Genomic DNA, 12,840 nt, shown 5'->3' with positions numbered 1-12,840 from the left:
GAGTAGGGTGTGTATAAGAAAAGAGGAACGACCAGACTGGCCATCCCTCTCAGCTAAATCAGTAAATCTTTACGGTCATTCCTGACCATTCGTCGCAGTCTCAGTCTTGGCATCAGGCGCTTCGACTTCACCGGCTTGAACAGGGTCTTCTTTCTTCAGGAAGAAGGCAGCGAACAAGGTGATGGCGAAGACCACGATCCCCATGATGACGTAGGTGTGTTGGTAACCAATCACATCGTACATCTTCCCAGCAACAGAGGAGAAGATGAAGACGGAGACTTGCTTAGCAAAGTTAGATGCGAGGGCGTAAACCGTAGCATACAGACGGATATCGAAGGCACCGGCGATGTACTTCATGATAGAAGTCAACAGCAGCGGCATTTCGAGACCAGCCAACAGACGGAAGCCGACGATCCAAATCCAGTTAGGGGATAAAGCAGACCCTAAGATCCGGACACAGGTTAAGAACCCGTAAATGATCAGCCCATTCCGTGAACCAATCTTGTTGATGATCCATGGCATTGGGAACATTAAGCAGAATTCAATGGCCGTTTGGGCAGAACTCATGTAAGAGTAAACTAAGGTCCCTTGAGCGGCAGTGTCAAAGAAAGTCTTGAAGAAAATGATGAATTGTTGGTCAAACACATCGAATAAGGCAGAAGCACCCATGTAGAAAATAGCTAAGACCCAAAGGTTCTTTAACTTGAACACGGACATAACCGTCTTCATATCCAAGGAGTTAGACGTATCACCAGCAGCAGAAGCGTTGTCCATATCAATCTTGTCACTGAAGAGTAACAGGAAGGTCAAGATAACAGCGGCAATGGTACATGCCCAGAAAATGGAGTTTGGCTTCCAGAGGAAGATCCGGCCGGCAACTAATGAAGCAACAACCCCGGCAACAGAACCACCAACCCGAGAGTGGGCGTATTCGAAGCCGTTGGCTAAACTGGCACGTTGAACGTACTGTTCAATAACAGAAACCCCACCGTTTAAGATGAAACTCAGGAAAGTCCCAGTCACGATGGCAACTAAGAAGGCGTTCACGTGCAAGATTGGCATGAAGACCCATTGGAAGTAAGGTCCAATGAAGATACCGACGATAGAAATCGTTAAGATCAAGGTCTTTTTGAAGAGTAACTTATCGGAAACAACTCCGAAGATTGGTTGGAAGATCAATGAGATACCAGCCATCATGGAGAAGACGGCACCCGATTCAGTCCCGTTTAAATGCGCAACTTGTTCCATCCAAAGGGTTAAATATCCATTAACGACCGCCCAGATAAAGAAGTAACTAAAGTGGGTGATGGGGAAACCCCAGAAATGTTTTGATTCAGCTTTTGTATTATCCATTATTTATTTCGCCCCTATTTGTAATTATATGGAACTGGCTTGCCGAAGTTTGGCGTTCCGTCATCATTCCAGGTGAATGGTTGAACCATGGTGTGACGGTTTGGATCGTACAGTGGGTCACCCTTGATGTCGGTGTAGTTCCGGCAGTGGTAAACCAAGATGTCGGTCTTGTCGTCTTCAGCGACCGTAAATGAGTTGTGGCCTGGGCCATACTGTTGAATTGGCATGTTGCTTTGGAAGACAGGTGTCTTAGACTTGGACCAGTTAGAAGCATCCAAGAGGTCGGCGTCTTCTGGCACGGTCAACATTCCCATAGCGTAGTTTTCGTCGGTAGCGCTTGCAGAATAGGTCAAGAAGAAACGACCGTTGCGGTGCAGCACTGCGGGACCTTCGTTAACCCAGAAAATCTTGGTTTCCCAATCGTATTCTGGTTTCGTTAACATCACTGGCTTGGTCTTCAACGTCCAAGGATTTTCCATTTCAGCAATGTAGATGTTGGAGTTGCCTTTGATTGCGGGATCCTTTTGGGCCCAAACGTAGTACAACTTGTTTTGGGCTTCAAAGACCGTGGCATCCAAAGCGAAGGTATCCAGTGGCGTTTCGATTTGACCATGTTCGATCCAGTCGGATTCGTCACGCATTGGATCTGGGTTGTCACATTCGATGCAGTACATCCGGTGTTGGAACATCCCGTTGTGATCGAATTCCTTGGTGTGAGAAGCGGCGAAGTAGATGAACCATTTGCCATCGATGTAGTGCAGTTCTGGTGCCCAAATCAATTGGCTCATGGCACCGCTACCATCTGGATGTTTACGCCAGATAGTCCGGGGTGCGGCGTTTGCTAAACCGTTCAAAGTTTTCGCCCGGCGAATTTCAATTAAGTTGTAGGCAGGAACAGAAGCAGTGAAATAGTAGTAACCATCCGTGTGCTTGTAAATGTATGGGTCGGCCCGTTGAACGATCAGTGGGTTGACGTAATCCTGTGCTTGTACCATTAATTAATCTCTCCTTCGAATAATTTGTAAGGACTTTAAAATGGCTATTTCCAATAAATCCTAATAAATAAGTACATATGAAATATACAACCGGATGAAAACGCTGTCAACCACTTTTGTTAATCTTTCCACAAAAAAGTTTGTTTTTTATGGAACCGTTAACTATAATATTAATTGTTAGCGGATACATTGCGGAATCATTGTCAATAAGTTAATGAAATAGTTAATCTTAAACGAATAAATCCATTGTGAATTAAGGAGCTTTAAAATGCAATTAGATCTTTCGGAAACATCATTACCGGTTTATGAAGCGTTAGCCAGCCCAGTTCGGTTGAAAATTGTGCAATTGTTGTCCGGTCAACCAATGAGTGTGCAAGATTTGGCGGCGCATCTCCAGTTGAGCAGTGCCATCATCACCAAGCATTTACATAAATTGGAGACCGCGGGCTTGATCCATAGCCAGCGGGTGGGGCATCAAAAGATTTCTTCATTACACGTCGATACCATCGAAGTCAAATTTCCTCAAGCCATTTATCCCGACTTCAAGGTCCACAAGACCACGATCCCCGTGGGCCACTACACCGAGTATTCTGTGCAGCCATCCTGTGGGTTAGCGGGACCAGACGGTTATATTGGGAAGGTCGACAATCCCAAGTATTTCATGTTTCCCGAGCGGATGAATGCCGGTATGATCTGGTTCAACGATGGCTACGTCGAGTATCGAACACCGAATTTTCTCCAGCCTGATGAGCATTTGGAGATGCTGGACCTGTCGATGGAGCTGGGATCAGAGTTTCCATTCTCCAATAACACCTGGCCATCCGATATTACTTTCTCCATTAATGGGTGTGAAATTGGGACTTGGCGGAGTCCCGGGGACTTCTCCGATATTCGCGGCAAGTACACGCCCGATTGGGTGCCGGACAACGTCAATCAATATGGCATCCTGAAGATCCTGCGGGTGACCGACCACGGAACCTACCTGGATGGGCAGCCATTTACGGACGTTTGTTTAAAAGATTTACCAACCGATCAGGAGACTTGGACGATTCGGTTTGAGGTCAAACCGGATGCCAAAAAGTCCGGGGGCTGTACGATATTTGGCCAAGGATTTGGGAACCACGACCAAAATATTGAACTATCTGCCTTCTATAGTTAGTTGTCTAATGAATTTTGATTTTCACAATATTTATTTGAAACCCTTGTCAAAAACCGGTAGAATAGGTTCAACGATGAGGTGCTAACATGGAGAATAAATATCAGAAAGTCAAAGATGGCTTAAAAGAAGACATCATTTCAGGCAAGTATCAGGTGGACGAAAAGCTACCGACTGAGTCTGAACTTATGAAACAATATTCCGTCAGCCGCTACACGGTTCGCCGCGCGGTGGGGGATTTGGAAAGTGATCATTTTATTTATCGGATTCAGGGTGGCGGGATGTTCGTCCAGGATTGGCACAAGGATTGGTCCACGCCGACTGATACTAAGCTGATTGGGGTCATTACGACCCACATCGCGGACTACATCTTTCCCAATATTATTTCCGGGATCGACCAAGTCTTGTCCAAGGCGGGGTATTCGATCTTGATCAGTAACACCCACAACATGCATGACAAGGAACGCAAGAGCCTGATCAACATGTTGGACAGTAAGGTGGCCGGGTTGATCATTGAACCGACCCAAAGTGCGCTACCCAACCCTAATGGGGATTTGTATCAAGAAATTAAAGACGATGAATTGCCGACGTTGTTCATCAATGCCCACTATCCCCAGCTGGACTTCCCATACGTGGATACGGACGATCTGACTGCGGAACAGAACATGATGCGGTACTTATTTGAACTCGGCCACCAGAGCATTCTGGGAATCTTCCAAGTGGACGATATCCAGGGAGTCTACCGGATGAATGGGTTCGTGCGGGCTTACCAGGAACACCCCGAGTATTCCTATATGAGTAACATTATCATGTACCAATCCGGCGAATCGGCCGATAAGATCTATGAACGGATCAATGGCTACCTGAAGCAAACGGAAGCACCAACCGCTATCGTGTGCTACAACGACCAGCTGGCTATTCACGTCATTGATTACCTGAAGTCCAATGATATTCGCGTGCCGGAAGACATCTCGGTCACCGGCTTCGATAATTACCAAATCGGGGAATACTTCACGCCATCCCTGACCACCATGAACCACGAAAAGGAACGGATGGGAGCCGATGCGGCCAACGCCATCATCAAGCTGTTGAATCGGGATCCGGTTGAGAACATCACGTACCAGCCAGAAATCGTCAAACGGCACTCAGCGATTAAGCTAGAGAAATAAATCATCACGAGCCTGACAACTGTCGGGCTTTTTTTGCGCCATCTGAAATTGTCTTGATACGATTACTAACGAAATTTGGTTGGGATTTGTGACCCCTTGTGGGCGGACTTAATCATTTCTTAAATCTTTGAGGGAGTTGTTTTGATTATTGGGATGCAGCTATCAAAATCAAGGTCGTTAAGTGACGACTTGTACGGACTAATTTATCAGCAACGACTGCATACTTTCATGATGACAAAAACTTCATGAAACTTTTCAAAAAGAAAACCAACATGACGGCAAGGCAGTACCGGAGCAGTTATGGCAACACCCACTTGAACAATCCCGCCATTGACCCCAGCATTCCGATTCCGCAAGACATCAGTGCTTTACTAGATCGAACGGAAAATGAAAGCTCTGTGAAATAAATCGATAGTGTGAAATTTTATAAACACGGTGTTGTCAATCAGATTGGCAACACCGTGTATTTGTTTTAAATTAATAGTAAATAAAGGCGACCACAAAGGGATTTGTACTTGCATCCCTCATTATTTTAGGTTATCTTGTAACCGATTACATTTAGAGGAAGTTCAAGTAACTTTGATGACCGTTTTTATAAATTCGCTTCAAGGAGGAATTTATTGTGAATAGCAAAGTAGCAAGTGCCATCAAGGCTGATGCCAAAGTTCCATTTCACAGAATGCTTGCGTTTGCCAGTACCGATGCCGCGGGGAACCTGCTGTACACCACGGTCACGACCTTCATCTTGTATTACTACACGGATGTCTTCGGCCTGTCTGTAGCGGCTGCCGGGACCGTGTTACTGGCCGCTCGGATTCTCGATGCCTTTGATGCACCGGTGTGGGGCTTCATTATTGATCATACGCATACCCGTTGGGGGCAGAGTCGACCGTACTTCTTATGGATGGCCTTTCCGTTTGCCATATTCTTCGTATTAATGTTCATGAGCCCTAATTTGAGTGCAAACGGTAAGTTCTGGTGGGCTATGATTACCTACCTACTCTTCGGGATTTCCTACACCGGGGTCGGGACACCAATTAGTTCAATTCTGCCTAACCTGAGTAATGACTCGGACGAGCGGATCAAGTTGAACAGTGTTCGGATGATTGGTGGGAACATTGGGTTCCTGATCACCGCAACCTTTACGCTGAGCTTCGTGGCCTTCTTCGGTGGCGGCAATGAAGTCGCTGGTTGGCGGAACACTGCTATTGTCTTGGCCGTTGCCGGTTTTGCACTGTTGATGTTTGCCTTCTTTGATACTCGTGAAGTGAACACGGCTACTCAGAAGTCGATTCCAATCATGGACAGTATCCGGGCGGCTAAGAGCAATTGGCCTTGGTTCATCTTGGTCATTGCCTTCATCTTCTACTGGTTAGGCAACTCATCACGGACTTCCGTTTTGGTTTACTACACCCAGTACAACCTAGGGGTCAAAGGGTTTGCGTCAATTCTGAACGCTTTAGTGATGTTCCAAATGGTCGGAATGGTTTTGATTCCGTTCATGGTCAAGAAATTTAGCAAGACCCACGTTTTAATGTTTGGCCTGTGCTTAGCGGCCTTCGGTCAAATCTTGATCTTCTTCACTGGTAAGTCCCTGATTGGTTTAGGGGTTGCCTGGAGTATTGCGTCTGTCGGAACAGGGATTTCCGTTTCCATGCCATTTGCCATGTTATCAGACACGGTCGATTACGGGGAATGGAAGAATGGTATCCGGGCCAGCGGTTTCTTAACGGCTATCGGGAGTTCATTCGCCATCAAGATGGGCTCTGGCTTAGGCGGTTGGGCACCTTCAATGATCATGGCCAACGCTGGTTACAAGGCCGGTGCAGCGCAGACGGCGGCTTCATTGGGCGCTATCAAATTCTGTATCAGCTTCTTACCAGCTATCTTCTTCGTCATTGGCGCAGCCATCATGATTTTCTATGCGCGCTATGAAAAGAAGGAAACGGGCATCCGAGCTGACCTCGCTGAAAAACGTGGCGAATTAGCTGAGGAGTAGCCGTTCGCTTAATTAGATAAATGACATCGGGAGGGCTGGCAGGTGTGTCAGTCCTTCCGTAGTCTGAAGTCAGTACTGCTGTTAAATCAGGATAACTAGTTGACTGGCAGTTAATATCGCAGGAGGTGATTGGATGGCACAACCGGCTTACATTTCTATTTCATGTCTACCGTTACCCACGTTCATTGAAGGGGGCTACGCGACTTTTCGTGCCGGTGATCATCACCCCAATCGGAATAATCTGCAATTTTTTATTCTGATGATCATGGTGAAAGGAAAACTGTTTATTTCAGAAGATGATCATGACTATACTGTTAAACCGGGTGAAATGTTTGTTCTGCTACCCATGCATCACCACTACTCCTGGCATGCGATTACTGAAGATACGGGGTATTACTGGCTACACTTTTACGTATCAGGTCACTGGCAACAGCAACCCACCTTGGTGCCGATGCGTTCGGCCATTAAGGTTCCCACACTGCACCACTATACGCCGACGGAAACACTGTATTTGGCGAAACACACGCAGCTACAACACCAGGACCGCTTGATTCAGATGACCAAGCAGATTTTCAAGAATAGCTCGGCCACCGAAGAGTATGGTTTCTGGCAGGCCCAACAGTTGTTTATTGACGTCTTGCAGGAGGTACAAGTCCAGTCGCAGGAGGATTCTGCGATGGTTCGGCTTTCTGGTGCGATTCAGCGGTACTTACGGGACCACTTTAACGAAAAAATTACCAACACCACGCTGAGTCAGGCTTTTCACTTTCATCCGAATTACTTGATTCGGACCTTGAAGGCCACCACGGGATTGACGCCGACGGAATTTTTACGGCAGTATCGCATGGAAGAGGCCAGCAAACGCCTGCTTAACACCAATATGCTCGAAACAGAGATTGCTGAAGCGATTGGGTTTCAAAATATTTATTACTTTTCGACAGTCTTCAAACAATACACGGGCTTGTCACCCAGCCAATATCGTCAGGCCAACACCCGACGAATCAAAACGGACAAGGAGGGGCAAAAATAATGGAATCAACGCAATTTAAGCTCGCGGTCAACTCACGAGGGGCCGTTATCAGCCTGCAAAATCAGCAAGACGCCCATCACATGAACTGGGTCGTGGATCCCGCTTACCTCGAACAGGTCGGTTATCAGGACACGGATAAATTATTCGGTGAATTTAGCCTGACCGTGGGGGATCACAGTTACGTCAGCAGTGACGTTACCCCTCAGGTAACACAAACCGCTGACCAAATTACAGTCGCGTACCCGATTGCCGACTTAACGGTTACAGAAACATATCGTTTAACAGGCAAACAGGTTCAATGGCAAATTAGGGTCCAAAACCCAACGACCACGACGGTCACGCTGAATCATTTTGGCGTATGGGCTTCCTTGGCTTACGTGATGTTCCGCGACAAAAATGTTTATCGTAACATGTCAGATTCCGCGGCGGTTTTCCCTAGTATCTCCGCCAACTTTACCAAACTGGCAGGGGTCCGGCGCGACAACCAAGGTCCCAATCTAGGCCTTTTCCAAACCAACGGCGTGACGCAATCTGTTGGGACCTATAACGAGTGGACCAACCGGTTCTTTGAAAATGTTTCTCCGTCACTGGATGGCTTGTTATTCCATCAATTGGAACTGGCCGGTGGTTACCAGCCGGGGGCGGCCCCAGCGAATGACTGGATCTATCCGCACGACGCCGTCACGATTGGCGGCAATGATCAGGTGACTTGGGATTTTGTTTTAGAACCGTTCACCAACCAGGCTGACTTTCAACGCGTTGCCGCTGCCAATGGGCATCCGGTCGTCCACTACGATCCGCTATTGACGATTGGTCAAGCTACTGCTATTAGCATCGATCTTCCAGCGGGCAGTCAACTCCAACGCTTGACGCTGGAATATCAATCAGCCGGGCAACACCACCGTGATGACGTGACGGCCGACTATCAAGATGGCGTGCTCCGGACCGCCGTCAAGGGTAGTGGGGAACACTGCTTGCGAATTACGTTGGCGGATGGACGCCAAGACTTGGTGGTCTTCAACGTCATGGCCGCCGTGCGTGACCTGATTGAAACACGGGTAGACTGGTTGACGACTCACGCATTTAACGGCAAAACCCAACAGCCTTACGATGCGTTCACGCCCATTTCCAATCAGGGGGAATCACTGGGGAAACTCAGCTTGATTTTGCAAACGAATCTCTTGCACCAAACCGCCAAGACGGCCGACCAAGTGCAAAAAGTTGAGGCCAGTGCGGTCAATTACGTGAAGCAAAAATGGTTCACGGACGGTGACTTCCTCAAGCCTGTCAACTTGTACGGCGACTTTTACCGGGACATGGATTTTGAATATATTGGCCACGTTTACTACCTGCTGGCGCAATTCGATCAGGCAACGCTACAGTTGCATTCACCAGCGACCTACTTGAAGTGGGCGGCCCAAGTCTTTAATTTGCGGGTCAATGCTGACTTACACACCTCGCAACGGGGGAAGGAAGAAGCACACACGCTGGGGGTCTACTTCCTGTACATCAATGATTTATTGGCCGCTCTCAAGGCGCAGGGACTAACGGCAGAGTACGAACAGATCAAACAATGCTGGGAAGATGCCACGGCTCGCGTGGCTGCCCACAGCAGTGAGTACCAAGCGGCCATCACCGAGCACTTCTATGACAATGCCGGCTTTGGTCCGGCCACAGGCGCCTTAGCCAATGCCGGGTACGTTGATCAAGCTCGCTTGTACGCGGAGCTCCTGAAGGCCAACATTGGCTACAGCAATGATTTTCGTAGCCAAGCGCCGGATCGCTGGTGGGAAGCGCAATCCTACATGATCCATTCGCTATGGGGAGGAATCACCGCCGCATCTGCACTGGATGCCTATGAAGTCTTGGATGACAACGACCTCTTATTGGCAGCTTATCGGGCCTTTGTCGGCGTCCTCTACATGTATGACAGCCATGCCACGACACCAACCAATCAATTGGCGCCAGGTGAAGCGGCCTCAACTTACAGCATCGCGGGGCCTAACTTGAACCGGCCGGACCTGTCGCGCAACCGTTTTGGTCAATCGACCTTTGCCCAGGATGGCGGCATTTACACACGGCTATTCCCAGATGGGGATACCGGGCAAGCTGATTGGGATATGGGCGAAGAGCTAGCAGCGTACCTCACCGGCTTTGGCCAGAGTGCCTACCTGTACGAAACGCCGGCGGGTGACTTAGCCGTCGTTAACGGGCACTTGGAACAGCTCTCTGAGACGCAGTACCGGGTCACCAACAATGCCCCGTACCCGCACGCATTTAAGTTCATCCATCGGCAAGAGGTACTGGTCACGTCAGCGACACAGGTGATTTATGACACAAGTAAAGGATTCTTACCACTATCGGTAGCCGAATAGAATACACACCAACGGGGAAGGTCTGAAGAGACCCGCCCCGTTTTGTGCTAGCGTCAAGTGAGAACGGTTGCACAAAACAGAGATTGATTTATCCGGATAACCAGGCAATAACCGCTTACTTGGGCAATTGGAGGTGGGGACGTTCAGACTGTTTCAGTGAACACCCTTCCTCTTAATAACCAACAAAACGGCTGCGCCCAAAGAGCCAACGCAATGAAAACTGTGTGGGAAGCAGTCAGCAAGTCAAAAATCGAATAATACGGACAAATATTAAAAACTACTTGATTTGTACGAATAAAAATTGTACAATTCTAGTGTTGAGTCATAAGTTATAGAGATTAATTAGCCGACAGAGCTATGGAGGTTTATCGCATGAGTGCGGATAAGATTATTCAGGATGTTGAAAGCGGTAACATCTCGTTGGGAATCGAATTAGGTTCCACGCGGATCAAAGCCGTCTTAGTAACGCCCGACTTTAAAACGATTGCTTCCGGCAGTTACGTTTGGGAAAACGAATTGAAGAAGGGCATTTGGACGTATAGTTTAGACAACGTCTGGGCCGGGATTCAAGCCAGTTACCAAGCCATGGCCGCGGAAGTTAAAGATAAATATGGCGTGGCCCTGACCAAGATCGGTTCGATCGGTGTCAGCGCCATGATGCACGGGTACATGGCTTTTGATGCCAACGACCACTTGCTGGTACCTTTCCGGACTTGGCGGAACAACATCACCGCCGAGGCGGCCGATACCTTGACGGATTTGTTTGATTTTAACATTCCGCAACGCTGGAGCATCGCCCACCTGTACCAAGCCATCTTGAACCAAGAAGACCACGTCAAGGACGTCACGTTCTTCACGACGCTGGCCGGCTATGTTCACTGGCAATTGTCTGGCGAACGGGTCATCGGGATCGGCGACGCTTCCGGGATGTTCCCCATTGACAGTGCCACAAAAGATTACGATGAAAAGTTATTAGATCAGTTCCGCAACGTGAAATCGGTGCGGCAATACCACTGGGACATCAAGGACATCTTGCCTAAGGTGCTCTTAGCTGGGCAACCAGCCGGTAAGTTGACCACTGATGGGGCCAAATTGCTGGATCCCGCTGGCAACTTAACTGCTGGCAGTGTCATGGCGCCACCAGAAGGGGATGCCGGGACTGGGATGGTCGGCACCAACGCCGTCCGTGAACGGACCGGGAACATTTCCGCCGGGACGTCCGCCTTCTCGATGGTGGTCTTGGACCAACCCATGAAGGCCGTTCACCGCGACATTGACTTGGTCACGACCCCAACTGGTTTACCAGTTGCCATGGTCCACACCAACAACTGTTCTTCAGACATCAACGCCTGGGTCAACCTATTTAAGGAATTTGCCCAAACGATTGGCGTTGACTTGAAGCCTGACGAACTGTACGGTGCGCTCTTCAACAAGTCAACCGAAGGGGATGCCAACGCCGGGGGCCTGTTGAACTACAGCTACCTCTCTGGCGAAAACATCACCAAGATGACGGCTGGCCGGCCACTCTTTGTCCGGACGCCGAACAGCAACTTTACCTTGGCCAACTTCGTGAAGACGCAGTTGTACGCTGCGTTTGCCCCATTGAAGATTGGCATGGACATCTTGGCTAACGAGGAACACATTCACTTGGATTCCTTGATTGCTCAAGGTGGGCTGTTCCGGACGCCTAAGGTCGGGCAACAGGTCTTGGCCGATTCTCTGAACACACCGATCACCGTCACCAACAATGCCGGTGAGGGGGGTCCTTGGGGGATGGCGGTTCTGGGCTTTTACGTCACGGACGCAGATGCCAACGAAACGCTCGAAGACTTCCTGGATCACAAGGTCTTCGCTGATCCTGAAAGCACCACGGTCGCACCTGACCCCGCTGGTGTGAAGGGGTCCAATGAATTTATCGCCGGCTACAAGGCCGCCTTACCCGTTGAAGGCAAGGCTGTGGACTTACTGGCTGACTAACGTTAAAGGAGAAATAGCATGCTTGAAGATTTAAAACAAGAAGTTTACGAAGCTAACATGCGGTTACCGCAACTCGGCTTGGTCTCATTTACCTGGGGCAACGTCTCCGGTGTCGACCGGGAAAAAGGCTTGTACGTCATCAAGCCTTCTGGTGTGCCTTACGATGAGCTGAAGGCTAGCGACATGGTTGTCGTCAACCTGGCTGACGGTAAGGTCGTTGAAGGGGACTTGAACCCATCCAGCGATACGCCAACCCACACGTACCTGTACAATCATTTTCCAAATATCGGGGGCATCGTTCACACGCATTCCCCTTGGGCCGTTTCCTTTGCCGCAGCGAAGATGGATATCCCAGCCATGAACACCACCCACGCGGACACCTTCTACGGTGACGTGCCAGCGGCGGATGCCTTGACGAAGGAAGAAATCGAAGAAGACTACGAAGGCAACACGGGTAAGACCATCGTCAAGACCTTCAACGAACGCGGTATCGACTACGAAGCCGTTCCCGCAGCGCTGGTCAGCCAACACGGTCCTTTCTCATGGGGCCCAACCCCGGACAAGGCCGTTTACAACGCCAAGGTGCTTGAAGTGGTTGCCGAAGAAGACTACCACACCCTGCAACTGACGCGGGCCAACCGGGAATTACCACAATACCTGTTGGACAAGCACTACCTGCGTAAGCATGGCGCCAACGCTTACTATGGCCAAAACAACGCCAAGTCCAAGGAACACGCTGCTCGCGAGTAGCTCATTTAACCCTGTTAAAAATTAAATTTAAAATCT

The 12,840-nt window shown here is 49.0% G+C and carries 10 protein-coding genes; 8 read left to right on the top strand and 2 right to left on the bottom strand.

The features are described 5' to 3' along the window. Positions 1–75 precede the first annotated feature (75 nt). Both NGM66_RS11230 and NGM66_RS11225 read right to left on the bottom strand, forming a co-directional pair. Positions 76–1,353: an oligosaccharide MFS transporter gene (locus NGM66_RS11230; RefSeq protein WP_208909145.1), complete on the bottom strand. Its 1,278-nt coding sequence runs from the start codon at positions 1,351–1,353 to the stop codon at positions 76–78. Between the two features lie 14 nt (positions 1,354–1,367). Further along, a complete protein-coding gene (locus tag NGM66_RS11225; protein ID WP_208909146.1) occupies positions 1,368–2,348 on the bottom strand; it encodes a glycoside hydrolase family 43 protein in 981 nt (326 codons plus the stop codon). Between the two features lie 268 nt (positions 2,349–2,616). Between NGM66_RS11225 and NGM66_RS11220 the strand changes: the two genes are divergently transcribed. The 8 genes from NGM66_RS11220 (at position 2,617) to NGM66_RS11185 (ending at position 12,804) form a co-directional block, all read left to right on the top strand. After that, the gene (locus NGM66_RS11220) at positions 2,617–3,507 is read left to right on the top strand and encodes an ArsR/SmtB family transcription factor (protein WP_258115678.1); all 891 of its coding nucleotides are present in this window, start codon (positions 2,617–2,619) and stop codon (positions 3,505–3,507) included. Positions 3,508–3,593: 86 nt separating this feature from the next. Next, a complete protein-coding gene (locus tag NGM66_RS11215) occupies positions 3,594–4,673 on the top strand; it encodes a GntR family transcriptional regulator (protein ID WP_208909149.1) in 1,080 nt (359 codons plus the stop codon). Between the two features lie 272 nt (positions 4,674–4,945). Beyond that, positions 4,946–5,080, top strand: coding sequence for a hypothetical protein (locus NGM66_RS11210; protein WP_258115677.1), 135 nt, complete (start codon positions 4,946–4,948; stop codon positions 5,078–5,080). Positions 5,081–5,295: 215 nt separating this feature from the next. Further along, a complete protein-coding gene (locus tag NGM66_RS11205; RefSeq protein WP_208909151.1) occupies positions 5,296–6,672 on the top strand; it encodes a glycoside-pentoside-hexuronide (GPH):cation symporter in 1,377 nt (458 codons plus the stop codon). 133 nt (positions 6,673–6,805) lie between these two features. Further along, positions 6,806–7,702, top strand: coding sequence for a helix-turn-helix transcriptional regulator (locus tag NGM66_RS11200; protein ID WP_208909152.1), 897 nt, complete (start codon positions 6,806–6,808; stop codon positions 7,700–7,702). Next, positions 7,702–10,077, top strand: a complete 2,376-nt coding sequence (locus NGM66_RS11195; protein WP_208909153.1) for a hypothetical protein — start codon at positions 7,702–7,704, stop codon at positions 10,075–10,077. The genes NGM66_RS11200 and NGM66_RS11195 overlap by 1 nt, the downstream gene beginning before the upstream one ends. A gap of 372 nt (positions 10,078–10,449) precedes the next feature. Further along, the gene (locus tag NGM66_RS11190; protein WP_208909154.1) at positions 10,450–12,054 is read left to right on the top strand and encodes a xylulokinase; all 1,605 of its coding nucleotides are present in this window, start codon (positions 10,450–10,452) and stop codon (positions 12,052–12,054) included. Between the two features lie 18 nt (positions 12,055–12,072). Then, entirely contained in the window at positions 12,073–12,804 is a 732-nt protein-coding gene (locus NGM66_RS11185) for an L-ribulose-5-phosphate 4-epimerase (protein WP_208909155.1), read from the top strand. The last annotated feature ends 36 nt before the right edge of the window (positions 12,805–12,840 follow it).

Origin of the sequence: Levilactobacillus yiduensis, from assembly GCF_024718525.1 — a bacterium.
GTDB classification, from domain to species: Bacteria; Bacillota; Bacilli; order Lactobacillales; family Lactobacillaceae; genus Levilactobacillus; species Levilactobacillus yiduensis.
Note: the sequence above shows the minus strand (reverse complement) of the source record. Positions and strands in the feature narration are given on the sequence as shown.